Source organism: Gracilibacillus sp. D59 (genome assembly GCF_052246695.1).
GTDB lineage: Bacteria > Bacillota > Bacilli > Bacillales > Amphibacillaceae > Gracilibacillus.
In genome coordinates this window covers 92,960-117,538 of the sequence record NZ_JBQQCK010000005.1, presented here as the reverse complement: position 1 = coordinate 117,538, position 24,579 = coordinate 92,960, and the positions used below count along the sequence as shown (strand labels likewise).

General features: G+C 35.2%; 28 protein-coding genes. All 28 read left to right on the top strand.

What is annotated here, in order from left to right; genetic code table 11:
• The first annotated feature begins 77 nt into the window (after nt 1–77).
• The 28 genes from sucC (at nt 78) to fliP (ending at nt 24,558) form a co-directional block, all read left to right on the top strand.
• Nucleotides 78–1,244, top strand: a complete 1,167-nt coding sequence (sucC, locus tag ACTWP4_RS10560) for an ADP-forming succinate--CoA ligase subunit beta (protein ID WP_443128726.1) — start codon at nt 78–80, stop codon at nt 1,242–1,244.
• A 35-nt stretch (nt 1,245–1,279) separates the two neighbouring features.
• Nucleotides 1,280–2,182, top strand: coding sequence for a succinate--CoA ligase subunit alpha (gene sucD / locus ACTWP4_RS10555; protein WP_443128725.1), 903 nt, complete (start codon nt 1,280–1,282; stop codon nt 2,180–2,182).
• A gap of 63 nt (nt 2,183–2,245) precedes the next feature.
• A complete protein-coding gene (gene dprA, locus ACTWP4_RS10550; protein WP_443128724.1) occupies nt 2,246–3,136 on the top strand; it encodes a DNA-processing protein DprA in 891 nt (296 codons plus the stop codon).
• Between the two features lie 155 nt (nt 3,137–3,291).
• Nucleotides 3,292–5,370 carry a type I DNA topoisomerase gene (gene topA / locus ACTWP4_RS10545; protein ID WP_443128723.1) on the top strand — a complete coding sequence of 693 codons (2,079 nt, stop codon included), beginning with the start codon at nt 3,292–3,294 and terminating at the stop codon, nt 5,368–5,370.
• 413 nt (nt 5,371–5,783) lie between these two features.
• Nucleotides 5,784–6,689 (top strand): tyrosine recombinase XerC, encoded by a 906-nt coding sequence (xerC, locus tag ACTWP4_RS10540; protein ID WP_443128722.1) that lies wholly within the window; start codon nt 5,784–5,786, stop codon nt 6,687–6,689.
• An 11-nt stretch (nt 6,690–6,700) separates the two neighbouring features.
• Nucleotides 6,701–7,243: an ATP-dependent protease subunit HslV gene (gene hslV / locus ACTWP4_RS10535; protein WP_443128721.1), complete on the top strand. Its 543-nt coding sequence runs from the start codon at nt 6,701–6,703 to the stop codon at nt 7,241–7,243.
• 19 nt (nt 7,244–7,262) lie between these two features.
• Nucleotides 7,263–8,663, top strand: a complete 1,401-nt coding sequence (gene hslU, locus ACTWP4_RS10530; protein WP_443128720.1) for an HslU--HslV peptidase ATPase subunit — start codon at nt 7,263–7,265, stop codon at nt 8,661–8,663.
• A gap of 20 nt (nt 8,664–8,683) precedes the next feature.
• Complete coding sequence (gene codY / locus ACTWP4_RS10525) at nt 8,684–9,460, top strand: GTP-sensing pleiotropic transcriptional regulator CodY (protein WP_443128719.1); 777 nt, start codon at nt 8,684–8,686, stop codon at nt 9,458–9,460.
• Between the two features lie 283 nt (nt 9,461–9,743).
• Complete coding sequence (gene flgB, locus ACTWP4_RS10520) at nt 9,744–10,136, top strand: flagellar basal body rod protein FlgB (protein WP_443128718.1); 393 nt, start codon at nt 9,744–9,746, stop codon at nt 10,134–10,136.
• A gap of 2 nt (nt 10,137–10,138) precedes the next feature.
• Entirely contained in the window at nt 10,139–10,594 is a 456-nt protein-coding gene (gene flgC, locus ACTWP4_RS10515; RefSeq protein WP_443128717.1) for a flagellar basal body rod protein FlgC, read from the top strand.
• 24 nt (nt 10,595–10,618) lie between these two features.
• Nucleotides 10,619–10,918, top strand: a complete 300-nt coding sequence (gene fliE / locus ACTWP4_RS10510; protein ID WP_443128716.1) for a flagellar hook-basal body complex protein FliE — start codon at nt 10,619–10,621, stop codon at nt 10,916–10,918.
• Nucleotides 10,919–10,962: 44 nt separating this feature from the next.
• Complete coding sequence (fliF, locus tag ACTWP4_RS10505; RefSeq protein ID WP_443128715.1) at nt 10,963–12,558, top strand: flagellar basal-body MS-ring/collar protein FliF; 1,596 nt, start codon at nt 10,963–10,965, stop codon at nt 12,556–12,558.
• Between the two features lie 16 nt (nt 12,559–12,574).
• Nucleotides 12,575–13,585: a flagellar motor switch protein FliG gene (gene fliG / locus ACTWP4_RS10500; RefSeq protein ID WP_443128714.1), complete on the top strand. Its 1,011-nt coding sequence runs from the start codon at nt 12,575–12,577 to the stop codon at nt 13,583–13,585.
• Complete coding sequence (gene fliH, locus ACTWP4_RS10495) at nt 13,578–14,345, top strand: flagellar assembly protein FliH (RefSeq protein WP_443128713.1); 768 nt, start codon at nt 13,578–13,580, stop codon at nt 14,343–14,345. Before fliG ends, fliH begins: the two co-directional genes overlap by 8 nt.
• The gene (gene fliI, locus ACTWP4_RS10490) at nt 14,320–15,636 is read left to right on the top strand and encodes a flagellar protein export ATPase FliI (protein WP_443128712.1); all 1,317 of its coding nucleotides are present in this window, start codon (nt 14,320–14,322) and stop codon (nt 15,634–15,636) included. The genes fliH and fliI overlap by 26 nt, the downstream gene beginning before the upstream one ends.
• Nucleotides 15,636–16,073, top strand: a complete 438-nt coding sequence (gene fliJ, locus ACTWP4_RS10485; protein ID WP_443128711.1) for a flagellar export protein FliJ — start codon at nt 15,636–15,638, stop codon at nt 16,071–16,073. Before fliI ends, fliJ begins: the two co-directional genes overlap by 1 nt.
• 14 nt (nt 16,074–16,087) lie before the next feature.
• Nucleotides 16,088–16,672 carry a MotE family protein gene (locus tag ACTWP4_RS10480; RefSeq protein WP_443128710.1) on the top strand — a complete coding sequence of 195 codons (585 nt, stop codon included), beginning with the start codon at nt 16,088–16,090 and terminating at the stop codon, nt 16,670–16,672.
• A gap of 32 nt (nt 16,673–16,704) precedes the next feature.
• Nucleotides 16,705–18,093 carry a flagellar hook-length control protein FliK gene (locus ACTWP4_RS10475; protein WP_443128709.1) on the top strand — a complete coding sequence of 463 codons (1,389 nt, stop codon included), beginning with the start codon at nt 16,705–16,707 and terminating at the stop codon, nt 18,091–18,093.
• A gap of 10 nt (nt 18,094–18,103) precedes the next feature.
• Nucleotides 18,104–18,556, top strand: a complete 453-nt coding sequence (gene flgD, locus ACTWP4_RS10470; RefSeq protein WP_443128708.1) for a flagellar hook assembly protein FlgD — start codon at nt 18,104–18,106, stop codon at nt 18,554–18,556.
• Nucleotides 18,557–18,568: 12 nt separating this feature from the next.
• On the top strand, nt 18,569–18,928 hold the full coding sequence (locus ACTWP4_RS10465; RefSeq protein WP_443128707.1) for a TIGR02530 family flagellar biosynthesis protein: 360 nt from the start codon (nt 18,569–18,571) through the stop codon (nt 18,926–18,928).
• A gap of 80 nt (nt 18,929–19,008) precedes the next feature.
• Entirely contained in the window at nt 19,009–19,974 is a 966-nt protein-coding gene (locus ACTWP4_RS10460; RefSeq protein ID WP_443128706.1) for a flagellar hook-basal body complex protein, read from the top strand.
• A 45-nt stretch (nt 19,975–20,019) separates the two neighbouring features.
• Nucleotides 20,020–20,244 carry a flagellar FlbD family protein gene (locus ACTWP4_RS10455; RefSeq protein ID WP_443128705.1) on the top strand — a complete coding sequence of 75 codons (225 nt, stop codon included), beginning with the start codon at nt 20,020–20,022 and terminating at the stop codon, nt 20,242–20,244.
• A complete protein-coding gene (gene fliL, locus ACTWP4_RS10450; RefSeq protein WP_443128704.1) occupies nt 20,234–20,650 on the top strand; it encodes a flagellar basal body-associated protein FliL in 417 nt (138 codons plus the stop codon). Before ACTWP4_RS10455 ends, fliL begins: the two co-directional genes overlap by 11 nt.
• 25 nt (nt 20,651–20,675) lie before the next feature.
• Nucleotides 20,676–21,677 carry a flagellar motor switch protein FliM gene (gene fliM / locus ACTWP4_RS10445; protein WP_443128703.1) on the top strand — a complete coding sequence of 334 codons (1,002 nt, stop codon included), beginning with the start codon at nt 20,676–20,678 and terminating at the stop codon, nt 21,675–21,677.
• Nucleotides 21,667–22,857 (top strand): flagellar motor switch phosphatase FliY, encoded by a 1,191-nt coding sequence (gene fliY / locus ACTWP4_RS10440; RefSeq protein WP_443128702.1) that lies wholly within the window; start codon nt 21,667–21,669, stop codon nt 22,855–22,857. The genes fliM and fliY overlap by 11 nt, the downstream gene beginning before the upstream one ends.
• A 22-nt stretch (nt 22,858–22,879) precedes the next feature.
• Nucleotides 22,880–23,242: a response regulator gene (locus tag ACTWP4_RS10435; RefSeq protein WP_443128701.1), complete on the top strand. Its 363-nt coding sequence runs from the start codon at nt 22,880–22,882 to the stop codon at nt 23,240–23,242.
• Between the two features lie 4 nt (nt 23,243–23,246).
• Nucleotides 23,247–23,900 carry a flagellar biosynthetic protein FliO gene (locus ACTWP4_RS10430; RefSeq protein WP_443128700.1) on the top strand — a complete coding sequence of 218 codons (654 nt, stop codon included), beginning with the start codon at nt 23,247–23,249 and terminating at the stop codon, nt 23,898–23,900.
• Nucleotides 23,881–24,558, top strand: coding sequence for a flagellar type III secretion system pore protein FliP (gene fliP, locus ACTWP4_RS10425; RefSeq protein WP_443128699.1), 678 nt, complete (start codon nt 23,881–23,883; stop codon nt 24,556–24,558). The genes ACTWP4_RS10430 and fliP overlap by 20 nt, the downstream gene beginning before the upstream one ends.
• The last annotated feature ends 21 nt before the right edge of the window (nt 24,559–24,579 follow it).

The window sequence follows — 24,579 nt, the reverse complement described above, 5'->3', positions numbered from 1 at the left end:
CATAGTCTTTTGTAGACAATTGAAGGCACTTTTTTATACAATGAGAATGCAGTGATTAATTGATGGGAGGATGAAAGATGAATATTCACGAGTATCAAGGCAAAGAGATTTTGCGCAGTTACGGTGTTGCAGTACCTAACGGAAAAGTAGCATACACAGTTGATGAAGCTGTCGAAGCTGCAGAACAATTAGGTTCAGCAGTATCGGTAGTAAAAGCTCAAATTCACGCTGGAGGAAGAGGAAAAGCAGGCGGTGTGAAAGTAGCTAAAAATATCGATGAAGTCCGTACATATGCAGATGAAATTTTAGGAAAAACATTAGTAACACATCAAACGGGACCAGAAGGAAAAGAAGTAAAGCGTTTACTGATAGAAGAAGGTTGTGACATCCAAAAAGAATACTATATCGGCCTTGTTCTGGACCGTGCTACTTCACGTGTGACAATGATGGCATCTGAAGAAGGTGGCACAGAAATCGAAGAAGTAGCAGAGAAAACACCCGAAAAAATCTTTAAAGAAGTGATCGATCCAGTTACTGGCTTGTTACCATATCAAGCGAGACGTCTTGCTTTCAATATTAATATTCCAGCAGAATACTTGTCGAAAGCGGTTAAATTTATGATGGGATTGTATCAAGTATTTGTCGAAAAAGATTGTTCCATTGCAGAAATTAACCCGTTAGTTACGACAGGTGATGGTAATGTTTTAGCATTAGATGCTAAACTTAACTTTGATGATAATGCCCTCTTTCGTCAAAAAGATATTGTTGAATATCGCGATCTAGATGAAGAGGACGAAAAAGAAATCGAAGCATCCAAATATGACCTAAGTTATATTGCACTGGATGGAAATATTGGATGTATGGTGAACGGTGCTGGTCTTGCGATGGCAACCATGGATATTATCAAACATTATAGTGGAGATCCGGCTAACTTTCTGGATGTTGGAGGCGGAGCAACTGCAGAGAAAGTAACAGAAGCTTTCAAGATAATTCTATCGGATGACAACGTAAAAGGTATTTTTGTAAACATTTTCGGTGGAATTATGAAATGTGATGTTATTGCAGAAGGTGTCGTCCAAGCAACAAAGGAAGTTGGTTTAACCATTCCTTTAGTAGTACGTCTTGAAGGAACAAATGTAGATGCTGGTAAAGAAATTTTAGCTGATTCTGGCTTGAATATTACACCGGCTGAATCAATGGCAGACGGTGCAGAAAAAATTGTTGCACTTGTTAATGAAGCATAAATTTATCTCTAAAGGAAAAAGGAGGATCCATTTACATGAGTGTTTTTATCAATAAAGATACCAAAGTGCTTGTTCAAGGTATTACTGGTTCAACAGCACTTTTCCATACAAAACAAATGCTAGAATATGGGACTAAAATTGTTGGTGGGGTTACACCAAAAAAAGGTGGTACTGAAGTTGAAGGGGTACCTGTATTTAATACAGTTGCGGAAGCTGTAAATGTAACAGGCGCAAATGCTTCAGTTATATATGTACCAGCTCCATTTGCTGCTGATGCTATAATAGAAGCGGTTGATGCTGAATTAGACCTCGTAATTTGTATTACAGAGCATATTCCTGTTATGGATATGGTCAAAGTAAAACGTTACATGGAAGGTAAGAAAACAAGATTAGTAGGGCCAAACTGTCCAGGTGTCATTACACCTGAAGAATGTAAAATTGGTATTATGCCAGGATACATTCATAAAAAAGGCCATATCGGTGTTGTTTCCCGTTCTGGTACTTTAACATATGAGGCAGTTCATCAATTATCTGAAAATGGTTTTGGTCAGTCTACAGCAGTTGGTATCGGTGGTGACCCTGTAAACGGTACTGACTTTATTGATGCGCTTAAAGCCTTTAATGAAGATCCGGAGACAGAAGCGGTTATGATGATTGGTGAGATAGGTGGTACGGCAGAAGAAGAAGCAGCTGAATGGGTAAAAGCAAATATGAAAAAACCAGTAGTTGGCTTTATTGGCGGTGCTACAGCACCACCAGGAAAACGTATGGGCCATGCCGGTGCGATTATTTCAGGTGGAAAAGGTACCGCTGAAGAAAAAATTAAAACAATGAATGCTTGTGGTATTGAAGTAGCTGAAACGCCTTCTGTTATGGGTGAGACGTTAATTAAAGTATTAAAAGACAAAGGACTTTATGATAAATGTAAAACACACTAAAAATTTTGAAATAAGCTGAGAAGATTCTCAGCTTATTTCTATATTAAAGAGGTGTATATATGAATGGAAAAAAAAGAATGGCGATTAATTCATTTGCATTGCATTATAGGAACGAATCGTAATTTTATAAGGAAAGTGATGAATGAGGATCCTGAATTTGAACAAATGTACAAATGGGACGTACAACAATGGAAAGAAAAATTTCAAATCTATGACAAAAAGGCATTTTTTATTGTGGAAAAATTGCAGAATAAGTCAATCAAACAAAAAATCGTACATTACGTAGAGACATACCAAGTATTAACGATTTATAGTAAAGATTACCCTGTAAGTTTAAGAGAAATTCCAGACCCTCCATTAGTTTTATACCTCCATGGTAATCCAAGATTACTTTCGCATACACCTAACCTCAGTGTCGTAGGTACCAGATATCCTTCAAAATTCGCTAGGTCGATTATGGCCAATATTCTCATTCCATTATTTAAATACGATTTTCTTATTACAAGCGGTATGGCTGTCGGTATTGATGGATTCGCCCATCAGTTGGCAATACAACATCAAAGTCCCACCATAGCTGTACTAGGAAGTGGTTTTGAACATATATATCCCAAGCAGCACCTTACGTTATTTACACAACTTGCAAAGCAAGATTTAATTATATCGGAATATCCTCCAGATCAAGCTCCGAGAAAATATCATTTCCCCGAGAGAAATAGAATTATAAGTGGACTAAGCTTCGGCACCCTTGTAATTGAAGCGAAAGAGAAAAGTGGTACTCTAATTACAGTCGATCAGGCATTAGAGCAAGGAAAAGAAGTATTTGCCGTTCCAGGGTCTGTACTTGCGGAAACAAGCTCTGGGTGTAATCAACTGATAAAAGATGGGGCGAAGTTAGTTCAAACAAGCAATGATATTTTAGAAGAATATCATCTGAAACAAAGAACTTTAGAGTAATAATAATTGATTAATTATGCAATTTTTTTAATGCTTTGTTTGACAAACACTAACAAAGTATTTAATAATAGGGAAGATTTATCATATCCAATAGCAAACATTTATAATATGAATTAATACGAATTGATTTTGCCTCTTGGGAGGGTGTAAGTAATATGGCACAATATCTAGTAATTGTTGAATCACCGGCAAAAGCCAAAACTATTGAAAGATATTTAGGAAAAAAATATAAAGTGAAAGCATCTATGGGGCACGTAAGGGATCTGCCAAAAAGTCAGACTGGTGTTGATGTTGAAAACAACTATGAGCCAAAATATATAACCATTCGAGGGAAAGGTCCTGTATTAAAAGAATTAAAAACCGCTGCAAAAAAAGCGGATAAAATCTTTCTAGCAGCCGACCCTGACCGTGAAGGAGAAGCGATAGCTTGGCATTTGGCACACAGTTTAAATATTGACTTGGATTCAGAGTGTCGTGTAGTGTTTAATGAGATCACAAAAGACGCAGTTAAAGATTCCTTTAAACATCCAAGAACAATCAATATGGATTTAGTAGATGCACAACAAGCGAGAAGAATTTTAGATCGATTAGTTGGTTATAATATCAGTCCACTACTTTGGCAAAAAGTTAAAAAAGGGCTTAGTGCCGGACGTGTTCAGTCTGTTGCAGTTAAAATGATTATTGACCGCGAGAATGAAATTAAAAACTTTAAGCCAGAAGAATATTGGAGTATTGAATCTAACTTTAAAAAAGGAAGACAATTATTTGAAGGTGCTTATTATGGAATAGATGGCAAGAAAAAGCCGCTTCATTCCAAGGAAGATGTAGATAACATTTTAGCACTATTAAAAGGTAATGACTTTTTAGTGGAAAAAGTTAATAAGCGAGAAAGAAAACGCAACCCATCACCGGCATTTACAACTTCTTCTTTACAACAAGAAGCAGCAAGAAAGCTTAATTTCAGAGCAAGAAAAACAATGATGGTTGCACAACAATTATATGAAGGTATTGATCTAGGAAAACGCGAGGGCGGTATTACTGGTCTTATAACGTATATGCGGACAGATTCCACAAGAATATCGGATACTGCAAAAACTCAAGCCCGACAATATATTGAAAATAAGTATGGAAAAGAATTTGCAGGTTTCGCAAGAAAAGCCAAAAATGCTGAAGGTGCACAAGATGCACACGAAGCAATTCGACCTACAAACGCACTTAGAAGTCCAAGTTCACTAAAATCGGTATTATCAAGAGATCAATTTAAATTATATAAGTTAATTTGGGAACGATTTATTGCTAGTCAAATGGCGCCGGCTGTCATGGATACGATGACAGTTCATTTAACCAATCAAGGTGTGGAGTTTAGAGCGACAGGTTCTAAGATTAAGTTTAAAGGTTTTATGGAAGTTTATATTGAGGGCTCCGACGATCAGGAAAAGCAAAAAGACAAATGGTTACCTGATTTAACAGAAGGCGAAACCGTAAAAACTGAAAAAATAACACCGAATCAACACTTTACACAGCCACCTCCAAGGTATACAGAAGCAAGGTTAGTAAAAACAATGGAGGAAAAAGGAATCGGTAGACCATCAACGTATGCTCCTACATTAGATACCATTCAAAGACGTGGTTATGTTGCTCTTGATAATCGCCGGTTTATCCCGACGGAGTTAGGCGAAATTGTTATCAAATTAACAGAGGAATTTTTCCCTGAAATTATTGATGTCACCTTCACGGCAAAAATGGAAGGTGATTTAGATGCTGTCGAAGAGGGAAAAACAGAATGGGTAAAAATTATTGACCAATTTTACTCAGGGTTTGAGAAACAATTACAAAAGGCAGAAAAGGAAATGGAGAAAGTAGAAATTCGTGATGAACCGGCAGGCATTGACTGTGAAAAATGTGGTCATGAAATGGTTTATAAAATGGGCCGCTATGGTAAGTTTTTAGCATGTTCTAACTTTCCTGATTGTCGAAATACGAAGCCGATTTTAAAAGAAATAGGTGTAAAATGCCCTAATTGTAAAGACGGAAATATTGTTGAAAGAAAAACAAAGAAACGAAGAACATTTTATGGGTGTGACAATTACCCTGACTGTGAGTTTATTTCATGGGATAAACCAGTTGGAAGAGACTGTCCGAAATGTAACAATATGTTAGTCGAGAAGAAATCAAAGAAGAAAGCACAAGTTCAATGTGCATCATGTGACTATAAAGAAGAAGCCCAAGGTTAATGAATCCAAAAAAGTTTCCAAAATGTACTTTTAGGAGACCTTGGCTTAAAAAGGTGATTCCGAACCAATCAATGGAATCACCTTTTTTATGACTAGTTTTGTAGGAGAACTCCTTTAGTTAAAGAAGCAGATAACTGTCACCCAAGAAGGGTTAGCAGTATTGATCTAGAGTGGGGTTTGAATAAATAAAATTTCTTATGCGTTTTTAAAAATATCTAACAATGTTAATATAAAAATAACACAGAAAATTTTCAAAGAATCTAATAATGATGGCTGTTAATTAGTACATTGTGTTTAAAGCAGTTATGAAAAGGGAATCAATGTAATGATGGAGAAAGTAATGACAATTTTGCAAATTTAATTGCAGACTTGAATCTATTGTGTTAATATTTTAACGCATTTAGAGGTGACTTATGAACTTTTTTAAATATTGGCTAGCTTATTTAGACTACTTACAAATCGAAAAAAATGCATCCAAACTGACAATTGAAGCATATGAAAAAGATATTGCTGATTTTTTTGATTTTTTAAATTCTGAGAATCTTCAGTCTTTACAAGATGTAAATTATAGTGTTATTCGTACTTATTTAACTACCCTATATGAAAAAGATCTGTCTAAACGGTCGATCAATAGACGTATCTCCACATTAAGGTCATTTTATAAGTTTTTGCTGAGAGAACAAATGGTGTTAGAAAATCCTTTCGTTCATTTACATTTACCGAAAGCAGCTCATACGATCCCCGAATTTGTTTATCAAGAAGAAATGAAAATGCTTTTTGAATCGATTGATCAAAGTACTATACTTGGCAAACGAAATATTGCTATATTGGAAGTTTTATATGGTACAGGAGTTCGTATTAGTGAATGTATTCAATTGACATTAGACAGGATTGATTACGATCTGCAAACAATTCTTGTTACAGGTAAAGGTAACAAAGAAAGGTATGTTCCTTTCGGTGACTATGCTAAACATGCTTTACAACTTTATTTGAAGGAAAGTCGACCATTATTAATTACTGAGAAAAGTCATCCGGAAAACGTTTTATTTCTGAATGCCAGAGGAAATCCGTTGACAGCAAGAGGGGTAAGATTAATCATTAATAAATTGGTGGACGAAGCAGCAATAACTTTACATATTCATCCTCATAAATTACGACATAGCTTCGCTACACATCTATTGGACAATGGTGCTGATTTAAGGGCTGTGCAAGAATTATTGGGACATTCTCATTTATCGTCCACTCAAATATATACACATGTTTCAAAAGATCGATTAAGTAATGTTTATAAAACAGCTCATCCAAGAGCAAAACGATAGGAGGAATTTGAATGGATTCTTTTCATGCGACCACGATATTTGCAATCCAGCACAATGGTAAATCTGCAATGTGTGGAGATGGACAGGTGACATTTGGAAATCAAGTGGTCATGAAACATACAGCAAAAAAAGTAAGAAGGCTATTTCGAGATCAAGTTTTAGCAGGTTTCGCTGGTTCTGTAGCAGATGCATTTACGCTGTTTGAAAGTTTTGAAACTAAACTTGAAACATTTGATGGAAACTTATCAAGAGCTGCTGTTGAGCTAGCAAAAGACTGGCGGAGTGATAAATATTTACGAAAACTGGAAGCAATGTTAATCGTAATGAATAAAAAAGAAATTTTATTAATTTCAGGTACTGGTGAAGTGATAGAACCTGATGATGGAATTCTTGCAATCGGTTCAGGTGGTCATTATGCCTTAAGTGCAGGTAGAGCGTTAAAAAAACATGCTTCAGACTTGGATGCAAAAGAAATTGCAAAAGCATCACTTGAAATCGCAGGGGAAATTTGTGTTTTTACAAATAACCAGCTAGTTTTAGAAGAATTGGATTAAGAAAGGATGTGTAATGCTCGTGTCTATTAAATTAACGCCAAAACAAATTGTCGAAAGCTTAAATGAGTACATAATTGGACAACAGGATGCTAAAAAAGCGGTGGCAGTTGCTTTAAGAAATCGTTACCGAAGAATGCAATTACCGGAAGAATTAAAAAATGAGATCGTTCCTAAAAATATATTAATGATAGGTCCTACGGGAGTCGGTAAAACGGAAGTAGCAAGAAGATTGGCTAAATTAGTTGGAGCTCCCTTTATTAAAATTGAAGCTACCAAGTATACCGAAGTAGGCTATGTCGGGCGCGATGTAGAATCAATGGTTCGTGATTTGGTCGAAACAGCAGTAAGAATGGTTAAGGAAGAGGCAATGGAAACAGTACAAGAAAAAGCAGAGCAATTAGCAAATAAGCGACTTGTGGAGATTCTAGTACCGTCAAAAAAGAAAACGACTTCGTCAAAAAATCCATTCGATATTTTCTTAAACTCGAACCAACAACAAAACAATGCAGAAGAAACGAATGATTCACAAGAAAAAGAAAATATTAAGCAACAAAGACAACAAACTAAAAAATTATTAGAGCTTGGTGAATTAGAAGATCGTACTGTAACGATCGAAGTGGAGGAACAAGCACCGAATATGTTTGACATGTTACAAGGTTCGGGAATGGAACAGATGGGAATGAATATGCAAGATGCATTAGGGCAATTAATTCCAAAAAAGAAAAAGAAACGAAGCTTATCAGTAAAAGAAGCAAGAAAAGTTTTAACCCATCAGGAAGCTCAAAAGCTTATTGACATGGATGATGTGACGCAACAAGCGATTGAAAAAGCAGAGCAAACAGGGATTATTTTTATTGATGAAATGGATAAAGTGGCAGTAAAACAAGAACAATCAGCAAATGTATCAAGAGAAGGAGTTCAGCGTGATATATTACCGATTGTAGAAGGATCATCAATTGTTACGAAATATGGTCCGGTGAAGACAGACCATATGTTATTTATTGCAGCAGGGGCATTTCACATGGCGAAACCTTCTGATCTAATTCCTGAATTGCAAGGGCGTTTTCCAATACGTGTAGAATTTCAAAAATTAACTGTATCTGACTTCAAACGTATACTTTCAGAACCTTCCAATGCATTGTTAAAGCAATATAAAGCATTGTTAGAAACAGAAGGAATAACTATTTCATTTACAAAAGAAGCAATTAATCGACTAGCAGAAATAGCTTTTGAAGTTAATCAGGATACGGATAATATAGGAGCAAGAAGATTACACACTATATTGGAAAAATTATTGGAAGAACTATCATATGAGGCTTCTGATATTGGAATTGGCAATATTGAAATAACAGAAAACTATGTTAATGACAAATTAAAATCAATAGCTACAAATAAAGATTTAAGTCAATTTATTTTATAATAATGGATGGTGAAAAACATATGCAATTATTAGATAAAACTAGAGAAATTAATGCTATGCTTCAAAAAACGAAAGGTAAATCGGTTAATTTCACTGATATGTCGAAAACGTTAAGAGATGTTATTGGAGCAAATATATTTATTGTTAGTCGTAAAGGAAAATTATTAGGATTCGCTATTAACCAACAGATTGAAAATGAACGAATGAAAAAGATGTTAGAAGAAAGACAATTTCCTGAAACCTATACAGATAATTTATTTAATATTACGTCAACAACAACTAACATTGATATCGATAGTGAATACACGGCCTTTCCGGTAGAAAATCGTGATTTGTTTAAGCATGGATTAACAACAATTGTGCCGATCATTGGTGGTGGTCAGCGACTTGGGACGCTTATCTTAAGTCGCTTATCAGAAAGTTTTGATGAGAGTGATCTAGTGCTGGCAGAGTATGGTGCGACCGTAGTAGGGATGGAAATTTTACATGAGAAAACAGAAGAAATTGAAGAAGAAGCTCGCAGTAAAGCAGTGGTGCAAATGGCAATAAGTTCATTATCATACAGTGAACTGGAAGCTATTGAACATATTTTTGAAGAATTGGATGGCAATGAAGGTTTACTAGTGGCGAGTAAAATAGCCGATCGTGTGGGTATAACTCGTTCAGTTATTGTAAATGCACTTAGAAAATTAGAAAGTGCAGGTGTCATTGAATCAAGATCGTTAGGGATGAAAGGAACGTATATAAAAGTATTAAATAATAAATTTTTAAATGAACTAAAACACCAAAATATCTAAAAAAAGATCTCCTCATTTTAATCGAGGAGATTTTTTTTAATTTACTATAATTTATTACGGAATATGTATTATTCCTAAAGACTTAATACGACACAAATAAACAAAGAATAACAAGGTGTGCTAATAAAATATAAGTCAAAAGTCCTAGTTTAATAAAAAACATACACTACTTTAGTCAGATTATGACAATAAGTCATAGACAGTGGAGACCATTTACTTTACAATATTCGATAGATAATGAGTTTTTATGACGGTTTAATCTAAAAAAAGTGAGGGATATTTTATGTCTTTATTTGAAGGGACTATTCAGACTCTAGAAAATTCACTTCAGTACGCTTCTGTAAAAAATAAAACGATAGCGAATAATATATCGAACGTAGACACAGCTAATTACAAAGCGAAACGAGTTCAATTTAATGATGTGTTAAAAAATGAATTATCTAGTCAGTTTCAAGCAACTAGAACGAACGAACGACATGTTCCATTTTCATCTGATAGATCTAATATAAGTATAACAACAGACCGTAATACAATGTACAATCACAACGGAAACAATGTAGATATCGATAAAGAAATGACGGAATTAGCTAAAAATCAAATTTACTACCAGGGATTAGTAGATCGAATTAATGGAAAATTTAAAAGCTTACAAAGTGTCATCAGAGGAGGTAGTTAATCATGTCAATATTTAATGCGATCAATACTAGTGCAAGTGGTCTGACCGCTCAGCGTCTTAGAATGGATACGATCTCTTCTAATATTGCAAATGTGGATACAACAAGAGCAACAGTTAATGCGGAGGGGGAATATGAACCATACCGAAGAAAAATGACAGTATTTAGTCCTAAAGATCAAAGTTTTTCATCTGTTCTCAATCGGGCTACTCACGGAGCGGAAAGTACTGGTAATGGCGTGAAGGTATCTCAAATTATAGAAGATGAAGAACCATTCAAGTTAGTTTATAACCCTAATCACCCAGATGCAAATGACGATGGCTACGTAGAAATGCCTAATGTGGATCCGTTAAAAGAAATGGTTGATATGATGAGTGCCACAAGGTCATATGAAGCAAATATTACCTCTTTAAATGCTTCGAAAACAATGCTAATGAAAGCTTTGGAAATTGGTAAATAATACAAAAAAGGTGTGAATACATAAATGAATATTTACTCGATAGAAAATATACAGCCAAATTCTATTCAAACCGTAAATAAAAAGCAGACAGTAGGAGAAGCTCAACAACAATTTGCCGATAGCTTCAAACAAGCTATTGAAAGTATTAATAAAGCACAGCACGAGTCAGACCAAAAAACAGAAGCACTTGCCAAAGGTGAAATTGATGACTTACATGATGTAATGATAACAGCGCAAAAAGCAAGTATCATGCTACAAACTGGTGTAGAAGTTCAGAAAAAAATGGTGGATGCATACAACGAAGTAATGAGATTGCAAGTTTAATAAATTCATTGTTGTAAGCAAGTAATGATTTTTGGGGGCACAAAATGAACGAGAAATTAAAACAATACAAGGATAAAGTAACTGGCTATTACACAACGATGTCTAAAAAGCAAAAAGCGTTACTTTTCGGTGGAATTGGAGCATTAGTAGCTGTCATCATCCTAGTCACCGTAATGACATCCGCAAAAAGTGATATGGTAGCACTGTACAACGACTTGTCAATACAAGAAGTTGGTCAAATTAAAGAGGAACTTGATGCTCGGGGTGCTACATATGAAATATCGGATGCTGGTACAGGAGTGAAAGTACCTGAATCAATGGCAGATTCATTACTGGTAGATCTTGCTGCCCAAGGTATACCAGATAGCGGAAGTATCGATTATTCCTTCTTTGCTGAAAACAGTTCCTGGGGAGTCACTGACAATGAATTTGAAGTAATGAAGCTAGATGCAATGCAAACGGAATTAGCAAATTTAATTACTCAAATTGATGGAATTAATGGAGCGGAAGTTAATCTTAATATTCCGGAAAAACCGGTTTTTGTTAGTGATGAACAGCAGCCATCAACAGCATCTATAGTTATTGAAACAGCTCCAGGCTATCAATTTGAATCAGGTAATATGAATGCTCTGTATCACCTTGTTTCAAAATCAATACCTAATCTTTCTACTGATGATATTGTCATTATGAACCAACATTTTGAGTATTTTGATTTGAATAATCAAAATACTTTTGGAAGTGGTGATACATATACTTCACAACAACAAATCAAAAATGACATTGAAAAAGATATCGAAAGAAATGTACAAAGAATGTTGGGATCAATGATCGGGATGAATAAAGTTGCCATTTCGGCAACTGCTGATGTCGATTTCACTCAAGAAAAACGAGTCGAAAAACTGGTAGAACCTGTTAATGAAGAGAATGATACGTTACCTGTCAGCATTGAAACTATAACTGAGTCATATACAGGCGAACAGCCCGAAGATGGAGCAGTTGGAGTTGAAGAAGGTGAGATTGCCAATTATCCAGCTGGGGTAGAAGGAAATGTTGGTGACTATGAACTTGTCAAAGAATCAGTCAATAATGAATTTAACCGGATCCAAAGAGACATTGTTGAAAGTCCATATAAGATCAGAGATCTAGGTATTCAAGTAGCAATTGATAATACCAGACTTTTAGAAAACGGAGAGGTTGAACAACTGACTGCACAAGAACAAACGTCAGTTGAAGATAGTGTTGCTTCTATTTTGAACTCTATTATTTCTACTTCCATTGATAAATCATATGGTGAAATAGCACCGGAAGAGAAAGTTTCAATCGTTTTCCAGCCATTTGAAGGAACGGATACATTAGCAAACCCAACAGTTAGTCCAGCTATTCCGGCATGGGTATACATAGCAGGAAGTATGTTGATTTTGGCTATTATTATCCTGATTTGGATGTTAAGGAGAAAAAGTTCAAAAGAAGAAGTCGTGGAAGAAGTGGAAACATCAGAAATACAAGAACAAGAAATTCCGCCAATTACACATACAGATGATTCAGATTCATCTGTGAGACGAAAACAATTAGAGAATTACGCTCAGGAAAAACCGGAAGAATTTGCGAAATTATTAAGAAGCTGGATTACAGACGATTAAAGGAGGTTAATAATCAATGGCTAAACGACAACAACTGACTGGGAAACAAAAGGCTGCTATTTTATTAATCTCTCTAGGTCCGGATGTCTCTGCTCAAGTGTATAAGCATTTAACACCAGAAGAGATTGAAAAACTTACGCTAGAAATTTCATCTGTGAAAAAAGTAGATGGTGTTCAAAAGGATGAAATTCTGGAGCAATTTCATGAAATAGCAATGGCGCAGGATTATATTTCACAAGGTGGAATTAGTTATGCAAAAACCGTTCTTGAAAAAGCATTAGGTGAGGACAAGGCTGGAGATATCCTAAACAGATTAACATCCTCCTTGCAGGTAAAACCTTTTGACTTTGCTAGAAAGGCAGAACCTAATCAAATTATTAATTTTATTCAAAACGAACACCCTCAGACAATTGCACTCGTGTTATCTTATCTGGATTCTGAGCAGTCTGCACAGATATTGTCAGAGTTACCACAAGAAATGCAAGCTGATATTGCAAAACGAATTGCGGTAATGGATTCTACATCACCAGAAATCATTTCTGAAGTAGAACAGATTCTAGAACGAAAACTATCTACCACTGTTTCACAAGATTATACACAAACTGGAGGTATCCAGGCTGTTGTAGAAGTTTTAAATGGTGTAGATCGAAGTACAGAACGAACCATTTTAGATACGCTTGAAATCGATGATCCTGAATTAGCAGAAGAAATCAAGAAAAGGATGTTTGTATTTGAGGATATTGTTACTCTTGATAATCGAGCCATTCAACGAGTTATACGAGAGGTTGAAAATGATGACTTACGTCTATCATTAAAAGTTGCTAGCGATGAAGTGAAAGAAATCGTCTTTAATAACATGTCTACAAGAATGGCGGAAACTTTCAAAGAAGAAATGGAATTTATGGGTCCTGTACGATTACGAGATGTAGAAGAAGCGCAATCACGTATTGTATCTGTTATTAGACGACTAGAAGAAGTGGGCGAGATTGTCATTGCCAGAGGTGGAGGAGATGATATTATTGTCTAATCGTTCTTTTCCACCTAGGCAAATTCAAATACGGAAAATAGAGAAACCGAAATGGAATCAAAACACCTCAGAACAAGACGCTAAGGAAATGTTAAACAGTGTATATCAGCAAATTGAAGATGCAAAACAGCAGTACGATGAAACATTGAAAAAAAACGAAAAATTGAAAGAAGATACGCATGCAGAAATAATGCAAATGAGACAAGCATGGGATCAAGAAAAAGCTCACTATATAGAACAAGCTCAACAGGAAGGGTATCAACAAGGTTTTAAGCAAGGACAAGAAGATAGCATACAACAGTACCAGAAATTGATGGAAGAAGCTTCTAATGTTTTGAATACTGCCAAACAAGAATATCACAATATTATTAATGAGAGTGATGTAACGGTTTTACAAATTGCAATGGCGGTAGCTGAAAAGGTCTTGAAACAATCAATTGAAGAAGATAATGCGAAATTTGTTGGAATTGCGAAATCTTTGGTAGAACAGGTGAAAGACCGTACAAGCATTAAATTATTTGTCTCTAGTTACTATTATCCTTTGCTTATCGAAAATAAGGATGAGTTGAACTCGGTGATCCATGATGAAATGGAATTTATGATATACCCATCGATCGAATTACAAGGAGAACAAATTATGATCGAAACACCATTTGGAAGAATTGATGCTTCAGTTGACAGCCAATTAGAAGAAATTAGAACTAGACTATTTCATGTAGTGGAGGAGATCACACGTGAAAACACAAATGATATTCAATGAAATTCATGAAATAGATTCATATAAACGTTATGGAAAAGTAGATCGTGTGATTGGTTTATTAATTGAAGCAAGGGGACCGGAAGCCCGAATCGGAGAAGTATGCTATATACATACGAAAAAAAAGAACGAAAAAATAATGGCTGAGGTAATAGGCTTTTATGAAAAAAAGGTCCTTTTAATGCCTTATTCGACATTGCATAATATTGGATCAGGGTGTTTAGTGGAAGCTAGCAAAAATGCATTACAAATTAAAATAGGTCGAGCCTTAATTGGAAAAGTTATCGATTCAACGGGGCATTTACTGGATGGATCTCATTTACCAAAAGGATTAAAAGAATATCCAACCGAACAAGCTCCACCTAATCCATTAGAGCGACCTCGAATTAAAGAACCGATTCAAATAGGAGTAAAGACAATCGACACAATGTTGACGGTGGGAAAAGGGCAACGAATCGGGATTTTTGCAGGAAGCGGAGTAGGTAAAAGTACACTGCTAGGGATGATTGCTCGTAATAGCAATGCTGACATTAATGTAATTGCCTTAATCGGTGAGCGTGGTCGGGAAGTTAAGGAATTTATTGAACGCGAATTAGGTCCTGAAGGTTTAAAGAAGACAATAGTGGTTGTTGCCACTTCAGACCAATCTGCTCTTATGCGTATTAAAGGTGCTTTTACGGCTACTGCTATTAGCGAGTATTTTAGAGATTTAGGTTATGATGTGAATTTGATGATGGATTCTGTTACAAGGGTAGCAATGGCGCAACGAGAAATAGGACTTGCTATAGGCGAACCACCAACAACTAAAGGGTACACACCATCTGTATTTGCGTTACTACCGTCTCTTTTAGAACGAACAGGTACAAGTAAGAATGGTTCAATCACAGCCTTTTATACGGTTTTAGTTGATGGAGATGACTTTAATGAACCGATAGCAGATACAACAAGAGGTATACTGGATGGCCATTATATTTTGGATCGAAAATTAGCAGAAAAAGGACAATTTCCTGCAATTAATGTTTTGCAGTCTGTAAGTAGAGTAATGCCTGAAATAGTTTCAAAGGAGAGGCTGGACCTAGCACAAAGAGTCCGTTCCATACTAGCTACCTATAACGATAATGAAGAACTAATTCAAATAGGAGCGTACAAGAGAGGCTCAAATAAATCCGTTGATCAGGCAATTCAACTTCAACCAGGAATTTTAAATGTCTTAAAGCAAGATATGACTGAAAATGTAGATGAAGAAATAGCCCTTCAACAATTAGAAGAACTGGTGAAAAGGAGTAGTTCTTGATGAATCAATTACATGGATTTGAGAAGATCAGACTGATTAGAGAGAATGAAAAAAATGATGCTCAGCTTAAATTTCAGGAAGCTACAGAGGAATTCGAAAAATATGCCAGTCACTTATATGATTTGCTTAAAAAGAAAGAGAAGATTGAAGAAAGCTACAAACAATCCTTGTCCGACAAGTCTCAAATCGAAACATTACAATCATACCATCAATATTTAGATTTTCTTACGCCTACTATAATAAGTGTTCAAAAAAAAGTGGATACAGCAAGAAAATATATGAACCAATTACAAGAGCATGTCACCGATCATTATATAGAAGTAAAAAAAATCGAAAAAATCATCGAAAAAAAAGAGTGGCAATATAAACAATTGGAAGATAAAAAAGACTTAATGCTTATGGACGAAGTATCCATTCGCAAGTATTCAGAACAGTAAGGGTAGGTGAAGAAATGGCTACCAATCTAAAGAAAAGCAAAGAAAATAAAGCGAGTGTTTTTCAATGGTTAATAGTTATATTTGTACCATTAATTTTTGCATTAGTGTTTGCAGTAATCATTTTACATTTTATGGGGGTAGACACTGGTAAGTATACAAAAGATACCTTAAATAAGGTGCCATTTATAAGTGAGCAAGTTACCACAGATGGGGAAGAATTACATGCAAATCAGTTAGCAGAAAAGGATCAAGTCATTAAAAAACTTCAAGAAGAGGTTGATGCTTTACAACATGAAGTTCAAACAAAAGAAGGAACTATTTCTGAATTGGAAGAAAAAAACTCTACAATGTCCTCACAAATTGGTGAATTAGAAGAGGCTCAACAGAGTGAAACCACTAACTCGGGTTCATTAGAAGAACTTGCTGCTTCTTTTAAAGCAATGAAACCAAAGGCAGCAGCGCCTATTATTGAAACGATGGAAGACGATGTTGCTATCCCTTTATTACAACAACTAGATGCAGAAGTCAGAGGGGAAATCTTAAGTGAGATGGACCCTGAAACGGCAGCTACTTATTCAGATTTACTAGTGAATCAGTGATTAAATTACCTATATTGAAAGGGGGTGAAAAAATGATTGTAGCGTCTAATTTGTTAACAAATGGTTCGGCTAGTCCAATGTCTAAACCTATAAGAGACAAAGTGGAAGGAAATGCTTTCTCTGATTTCATGTCAGTTAAAACGACCAGGTATAGACAACAAGCAAGTCTAACTGATTCTGATAGTGCCACAAACCTAGAAAAGTTAAGAGATAAAGGATCGATAAGAGAATCATTGGATAGTTTAACAGAAGAACAATTGAACGAAATAACTGCAATAATAAACGAAATCAACAATAAGCTAGAAACTTCCGAAAAAGCATTATCAACAGAAGAATTTATGACAAATATCATGGAAGACCTTAACGAAGAGCAGATAGAATCATTAGGTAGTCAATTAGGAGCAGAAGATCAAGGGTTAGCTGTCCTGATTAAGAAGTTTCTAGAACAAATCAATAACATAGGTCAAAATCAACGAGAAGAAGCAGCTTTAGAGCAAACAAATAGTTTTTCTTTGGGTGCTGGATATCAAGTTCAAAATAACTTAACCAAGGAATTAATTTTGAATGAACAGGCGATATCGTTAGTCGAAAAGACCGATAAAATATTACAACAACTTCAAAACCAACCTATTAACAATCGTGATTTTAAACAAATCCTACAATTGTTGAAACAATGGTCACAGATGAATAATCAGACATTGAATGCAGCACAAAATCTTTTATCAGAAACTACCAATGATAAAAGTAGTGAAATATGGTCAAAGCTTTTATCAAACTTTACTAATCGTCAATCCATGCAGCGCCATTATGGCAGTATCCAAAAAGTTACGCAACAAGATGTAAAGCGGTGGATCGATAATGCGATGGAAAGGTTGGAGCACGCTAGCAAACAAGAATCAGTGCAACTTGTAAGAAATGACACTGGTAATCAACAAGTTCAATCAAAAGTACAACAATATGTGATTCATTTGTCACAAACGAACAGTGAGCAACAAGCAGTTCAAAAACAACTTGTAGATCAATTTCAGCAAGTGATGCAAAAAAGCAACTTTATGAAACTATCAAATGGCGCTAATCAGCTATTGATAAGGCTTCAACCGGAACATTTAGGTGATGTAACAGTTAAACTGACTCAAATAAATGGTGAAATGATGGTTAAAATGATTGCTAGTACACAAGGTGCCAAGGAACTGTTGGAAGGGAGTCTCAATCAACTTCGACATATGTTCTCACCACAACAAGTAGTAATTGAAAAACAAGAAAGCTATTCTCAGATTAACCAGGAAGAAATGCTGGATGATAATCTGAATTCTCAAGACGATGAGCAGCAAGAACAACATAACGATCATGAAGAGGAAGACTCTCATCATGATAATCAAAATCAAAGCTTCCATGATATGTTGATGGATGCGAAAGTGTAGGTGATAAATAGTGACTTCTATTGATCCATCTTATTATTTAGCTAACCAAAATCAAGGAAGAGAGGTTAGCAATAATTTAGGCAAAGAAGAGTTCTTAAAAATTTTAATGACACAGTTGCAAAATCAAGATCCATTAGATCCAATGAAGGATAAAGAGTTTATCTCACAGATGACAACTTTTTCATCATTAGAGCAAATGATGAACATGTCTAAGTCTATAGATTCGTTAGTAAAGAACCAAACGGTTTCGCCTGTTATTCAATACAGTCATTTAATTGGAAAAACAGTAAGTTATTATCGGATAGACGAAGAAACAGGTAAAGTTGCTGAACCTAAAGAGATAGTAAGTAATGAAGTAAAAGCAATCTCACAACAGGAAGGCTATGCCGTATTAGAATTGGATAACGACAGCAAAATATATACGGATGAGGTGCTCAGAATAAACAATCCTTCCGAGGAATAAAGGAGGGAAAATATGGATAATCGGATACATGCTTATCATCATCCACTTGTTCCAAATAAAAATAAAGTTCCCCAGAAAAAATCAAGTAATTTTTCTGAACTACTGAAAAAGCAACAGGAAATCGAGTTGAGTAAACATGCCAGTGACAGAATGACCCAGCGAAATATTGTATTAAGTGATGCAGATTGGAACAAGATGAATGAGAAATTGGATGAAGCCAAGTATAAAGGCGTAAAAGAGTCATTAGTTATTATGAGTGATGCAGCATTTATCGTGAATGCTGAGAAGAAAAGAGTTATTACGGCATTAGATAAAAGCGAGCTTAGTAGTAAAATTTTCACCAATATTAACGGGACCATAATAATTGATTAGGCTGGACCCATTAGGGAGGCCGTAGGTTACCAACCGACAGCGGTAGCTTAAATAAAAATATCAGAAGGGAAGTAGAATAAATGTTACGTTCAATGTATGCAGGAATTTCAGGCATGAAGGCTTTTCAAACAAAATTAGATGTAGTAGGTAACAATATAGCCAACGTAAATACAGTAGGCTTTAAAAAAGGGCGTACGATGTTTCAGGACATGATGAGTCAATCAGTATCTGGAGCTAGTGCACCGACGGATGTTAGAGGTGGTATAAACCCGGCACAAGTTGGTACAGGAGCTCAATTAGGATCAATTGATAATGTTCATACGCAGGGGAATCGTCAAACTACTGAGCGTCCGTTAGACCTTCAACTAGAAGGAGATGGAATGTTTGTATTTGGTACAGAACTTGCTTTTAATGGAGTTGATGATCCAGAAACTACTGGACTAGATTTAGAGCAAACTGATTTAAGTTATTCAAGAGCAGGTAATATGTACTTAGACGACCAGGGTTATATTGTTAATGCAAATGGTCAATATTTGCTTGGAAGAACAGATGTTCAAGGAGCACAAAATGAAGCTGGTGATCCTATTGCAGATGGAGAAATAGATGATGTGTATGGTCGGATCCGTATACCGGACAATGCAGAAAGTTTCAGTATTCAGGGCAATGGTGTTGTTAATTATATTGAAAATGGAGAAACAAGAGCTGCAGGACAAATATTGTTGGCGAAATTTTCGAATGCTGGTGGTTTAAATAAAACTGGATCTAACATGTTTCAAAACTCAGTTAATGCCGGTCGTATGGAACAAGACGCTACTATAGATGTGAATGGAGATGGAGCTGTTAACGAGGCTGACACGACGTTTTTATTTGCGCCTGAATCAGAAGGTACAGCATCGATTGTCTCTGGTGCATTAGAAATGTCTAATGTTGACCTTTCAGAAGAGTTCACAGAGATGATTACAGCCCAACGTGGTTTCCAAGCAAACACCAGAATCATAACAACATCAGATGAAATTTTACAGGAATTAGTGAACTTAAAACGATAAAAAGGAGGAAGAGAGTTAAGGCTCTTACCTTAACTCTCTAAATCTATGATTACATTAACTAAACTTAAAGGTGACACGATTACTATTAATGCAATATATATAGAACGTATTGAGTCTTTTCCAGATACAACTATCACTTTGACCAATCAAAAAAAATTGTTTGTAAAGGAAACAGAAGATGATGTGAAGGAAATGGTAACAAAGTTTTATAAGCAGATAGGTCTCTATCAACTTCAAAGAGAAGTAGGTGAACAAGGCAATGAATCCTAGATTAATAAAAATTTTAGTTGTAACTCTTTTAATTATTACGATAGCAGGAGCAATAACACTATATTTTCTACTAAACAATACTTCAAATGAAGGGGAAGCTATGTCAATTGATGATATTGTGAAATACTCTTATACAACTGAGGAAATCAGGACGGATTTAAATGATGATAATTTTGTATTAATTCAATTTCAATTTATTACTAACAGTAAAGATGCTTTAAAAGAGATTGAGAAAAGAGAATTCCAGGTTAAAAACGAATTCATTAAATTATCAGTTGACCTGACAGCACAAGACTTTCAAAAAAATTTAACGGAGTTAGAAAATAATATGAAAACTGCTATGAATGCACATATGACGGAAGGCCAAATCGTCGATGTATTAATTATCAGTAAAGTTATCCAGTAAGTTTACTCCGAATGGAGGTGGGGAAATGGCAGATGAAGTTCTATCGCAAAACGAGATTGACGCCTTATTATCAGCTTTATCGTCTGGTGAAATGGATGCCAATCAATTAAAAGAAGAAGAAAAAGATAAAAAAGTAAAAGTATATGATTTTAAAAGAGCACTAAGGTTTTCTAAGGATCAAATAAGAAGTATATCTAGAATTCATGATAACTTTGCCAGAATGTTGTCAACCTATTTTTCAGCACAGTTAAGAACGTATGTGCATATTGCTGTTGCTTCTGTTGACCAAATTCCTTATGAAGAATTCATTCGATCTATTCCTACAAAAACCATTTTAAATGTATACAGTGTAGAACCATTGGATGGAAGAATCATTTTTGAATTCAACCCTAATATAGCTTATGCAATGCTAGACCGTATGCTGGGTGGAAAAGGAAGCAGTGTTAATAAGATTGATAATTTAACCGAAATTGAAACAACGCTTATGTCACAATTGTTTGAAAAAGCTTTAGACAATCTTCAAGAAGCCTGGGGATCTGTAGCTGATATTGATCCGATGCTCGAAGACTTTGAAGTGAATCCGCAATTTTTACAATTAGTTTCTCCTAACGAAACAGTTGTTGTAGTATCTCTGGATACTACAATTGGTGATAGCAGTGGTATGATAAACATTTGTATTCCTCATGTAGTACTTGAACCGATCATTCCTAAATTATCTGTTCACTATTGGATGCAAAATGAAAATTCTAAGGAACGAAAACCAGAAGAATATGAATCTATTTCCCAAAATATCAAACAAACAAGCATGGACATGACCGTAATATTAGGTGAAGCATCTATTACGTTAGAAGAATTTTTGTTTCTGGGGATAGAAGATACCATTGTACTGGATAGAAACATTGACCAAGCATTAACATTACAAGTTGGTCAAGAACCAAAATTTTTAGTACAACCTGGGAAGAAAAAACAGAAAATGGCTGTACAAGTATTAGACGAAATTAAGGGAGGGGATCTAGATGATGAATGATGGAATGTTATCCCAAGATGAAATAGATGCACTATTAAATGGCTCAGATGATACAGATGAAGATAAGAATTCAAATGAGGCTCCTTCCGTAGATGAATACCTATCATCAATAGAAGAAGATGCCTTAGGGGAAATTGGTAATATATCTTTTGGGAGTTCTGCAACGACTCTTTCAACACTGCTAAATCAAAAAGTGGAAATAACAACGCCTACCATCCAAGTTCTACATAAGGGTGAATTAGAGGAAGAATTTCCTGTACCCTACGTTGGAATTGAAGTGAAATATACGGAAGGATTTAGTGGAGCCAATTTATTTATTTTGGAATCGAAAGATGCAGCTATTATTGCGGATCTGATGCTTGGTGGAAATGGTGATCCTGAAACGCAAGACTTAAATGATATTCATTTAAGTGCTGTTCAAGAAGCGATGAATCAAATGATGGGGACTGCAGCAACAAGCATGTCTACTGTTTTTAATAAGAAGGTTGATATTTCTCCTCCAATAACATCTGTCATGGATGTTACCGAAGAAGAAACACAATCCTTGACACCAGATGATGATGTTCTAATTAAAGTTTCTTTTCAATTAAAAATTGGAACACTAATAGACTCAAAAATTATGCAATTATTACCCGTAACTTTTGCTAAAGAATTAGTAGATCAATTATTAAATGTGCCAGAGGAATCGAATCACTCAACTGATCCAATGGATATGAAACAAGAAGGTAATCAAAACAAAGAGTCCAAATCAGTTCAAAATAGTCAACCGATACATCAGCAAGCTTCTATGCAACAAACAGAAGCTAATGCACATCCGCATCAGCCTAAACAATTAGGTGATCAATCAGCAGCCATGAATCAAGAAGTACAAGCTGCCTCTTTCTCTAATTTTGAAGATGTGCCATTACAACAGAGTGAGAAGCGAAATCTAGATTTATTAATGGATATTCCTTTACAAGTAACAGTCGAGTTAGGAAGAACGAAACGTACTGTAAAAGAAATATTAGAACTATCATCAGGTTCTATTGTGGAACTTGATAAACTAGCAGGTGAACCAGTTGATATTTTAGTAAATCAGAAACTTATAGCCAAAGGTGAGGTAGTAGTAATCGATGAAAACTTTGGTGTTAGGGTAACTGATATTGTAAGTAAAGAAGATAGATTAAAACAATTAAAATAGAAAGACGGAAGGATTGATAAATATGGCAAAAACAGTATTAATCGTAGATGACGCTGCTTTTATGAGAATGATGATCAAAGATATTTTAACAAAGAATGGATATGACGTAGTAGGAGAAGCACAAGATGGTCAAGAAGCTGTTGAAAAATATAAAGAATTGCAACCTGATTTAGTAACAATGGATATTACAATGCCAGAAATGGATGGTGTTGCTGCTTTAAAAGAAATTCAAAGTATCAATGGAGCAGCTAAAGTTATTATGTGTTCAGCTATGGGGCAGCAAGCAATGGTAATTGATGCGATTCAAGCAGGCGCAAAAGACTTTATTGTTAAACCATTCCAAGCTGATCGGGTAATCGAAGCCATTTCAAAAGTTTTAGGTTAATGAGGTGATTGGCATTAACCTGAAATTACTAATAAGCATATTATTTATGTGTCTTCTAGTATGGATTTTACCAATTAATCTGGCAGCTAGTGGAATGGTAAATGATATGTTTAAAAACCAAGAGGAAGTACAACAAGAGGAAGAGAGTGAGAACGAACCAGCTACAGATAAGGAGCTTTCTAATGTTGATTCTCCCGGTTTTATAGGGAGTTTTGTCAAACTCCTTTTCGCTCTAGCTATTGTTATTGGTTTGATTATGCTGATTTCAAAATATTTGCGAAAAAAAAATGGCTTTCTAAAAAAACATCAAGTTATAGAAAATTATGGTGGTATATCTGTGGGATCGAATAAATCGATTCAAACGATAAAAATAGGGGATCGTTTTTATGTCATTGGCGTCGCAGAAAATATTGAATTGTTAATGGAAATTACTGACCCTGAAACAATTGAACAATTAATGAAGCAAGAAGAAAACAATGATTCTTTAGATAAACTTAAAGCGAAACTGGTTAAACAACCAACCGGAGCACCCAATACTAGTAATCAAAATTTCACATCGTTATTAAACAAGGAGCTAAATACCATGAAAGAAGGAAGAAAGAAAGTATATCAAAAACTGAAAGAAAGTAGTCATAAAAATGATCATTCATCTCATTGATGTTTTCTCAGGATCAGATCCTGAGAGCGTATCTACATCTGTCCGGTTACTTTTGTTATTAACTGTTCTTTCATTGGCTCCAAGTATATTAATTCTAATGACAAGCTTTACTAGAATATTGATTGTTTTATCATTTGTGCGAACATCATTAGCAACGCAACAAATGCCACCAAACCAAGTTTTAATTGGTCTAGCTTTATTTATGACATTTTTCATTATGGCACCTACATTTCAAGAAGTGAATCAGCAAGCATTACAACCGTTATTTGAGGAAGAGATAACGTTAGAAGAAGCTTATGATAATGCAAGTATGCCGATTAAAGAATTTATGTCCAAGCATACTAGGCAAAAAGATTTAGCATTATTTATGAACTATGCAGAAATAGACAGACCGGAATCTGTTCAAGATATTCCTCTGACGACATTAGTCCCAGCTTATGCAATAAGTGAACTAAAAACAGCTTTTCAAATGGGATTTATGATATTTGTCCCGTTCCTAGTCATTGATATGGCTGTTGCAAGTGTCTTAATGTCTATGGGGATGATGATGTTACCGCCGGTGATGATTTCATTGCCTTTTAAAATATTGTTGTTTGTTCTAGTAGATGGGTGGTATTTAATTACTCATTCATTATTAGAAGGTTTCTTACCACTGTGACATAGTTTGAGAGGAGATACT

Coding starts and splice junctions, on each gene's coding strand:
- ACTWP4_RS10480 (WP_443128710.1), top strand. CDS start 16,088: ATGGCTACCAATCTAAAGAAAAGCAAAGAAAATAAAGCGAGTGTTTTT.
- fliY (WP_443128702.1), top strand. CDS start 21,667: ATGATGAATGATGGAATGTTATCCCAAGATGAAATAGATGCACTATTA.
- sucC (WP_443128726.1), top strand. CDS start 78: ATGAATATTCACGAGTATCAAGGCAAAGAGATTTTGCGCAGTTACGGT.
- ACTWP4_RS10455 (WP_443128705.1), top strand. CDS start 20,020: ATGATTACATTAACTAAACTTAAAGGTGACACGATTACTATTAATGCA.
- flgB (WP_443128718.1), top strand. CDS start 9,744: ATGTCTTTATTTGAAGGGACTATTCAGACTCTAGAAAATTCACTTCAG.
- ACTWP4_RS10465 (WP_443128707.1), top strand. CDS start 18,569: ATGGATAATCGGATACATGCTTATCATCATCCACTTGTTCCAAATAAA.
- ACTWP4_RS10475 (WP_443128709.1), top strand. CDS start 16,705: ATGATTGTAGCGTCTAATTTGTTAACAAATGGTTCGGCTAGTCCAATG.
- fliM (WP_443128703.1), top strand. CDS start 20,676: ATGGCAGATGAAGTTCTATCGCAAAACGAGATTGACGCCTTATTATCA.
- fliF (WP_443128715.1), top strand. CDS start 10,963: ATGAACGAGAAATTAAAACAATACAAGGATAAAGTAACTGGCTATTAC.
- fliL (WP_443128704.1), top strand. CDS start 20,234: ATGAATCCTAGATTAATAAAAATTTTAGTTGTAACTCTTTTAATTATT.
- sucD (WP_443128725.1), top strand. CDS start 1,280: ATGAGTGTTTTTATCAATAAAGATACCAAAGTGCTTGTTCAAGGTATT.
- ACTWP4_RS10460 (WP_443128706.1), top strand. CDS start 19,009: ATGTTACGTTCAATGTATGCAGGAATTTCAGGCATGAAGGCTTTTCAA.
- flgC (WP_443128717.1), top strand. CDS start 10,139: ATGTCAATATTTAATGCGATCAATACTAGTGCAAGTGGTCTGACCGCT.
- codY (WP_443128719.1), top strand. CDS start 8,684: ATGCAATTATTAGATAAAACTAGAGAAATTAATGCTATGCTTCAAAAA.
- hslV (WP_443128721.1), top strand. CDS start 6,701: ATGGATTCTTTTCATGCGACCACGATATTTGCAATCCAGCACAATGGT.
- ACTWP4_RS10435 (WP_443128701.1), top strand. CDS start 22,880: ATGGCAAAAACAGTATTAATCGTAGATGACGCTGCTTTTATGAGAATG.
- fliG (WP_443128714.1), top strand. CDS start 12,575: ATGGCTAAACGACAACAACTGACTGGGAAACAAAAGGCTGCTATTTTA.
- xerC (WP_443128722.1), top strand. CDS start 5,784: ATGAACTTTTTTAAATATTGGCTAGCTTATTTAGACTACTTACAAATC.
- topA (WP_443128723.1), top strand. CDS start 3,292: ATGGCACAATATCTAGTAATTGTTGAATCACCGGCAAAAGCCAAAACT.
- fliE (WP_443128716.1), top strand. CDS start 10,619: ATGAATATTTACTCGATAGAAAATATACAGCCAAATTCTATTCAAACC.
- dprA (WP_443128724.1), top strand. CDS start 2,246: ATGGAAAAAAAAGAATGGCGATTAATTCATTTGCATTGCATTATAGGA.
- fliP (WP_443128699.1), top strand. CDS start 23,881: ATGATCATTCATCTCATTGATGTTTTCTCAGGATCAGATCCTGAGAGC.
- fliJ (WP_443128711.1), top strand. CDS start 15,636: ATGAATCAATTACATGGATTTGAGAAGATCAGACTGATTAGAGAGAAT.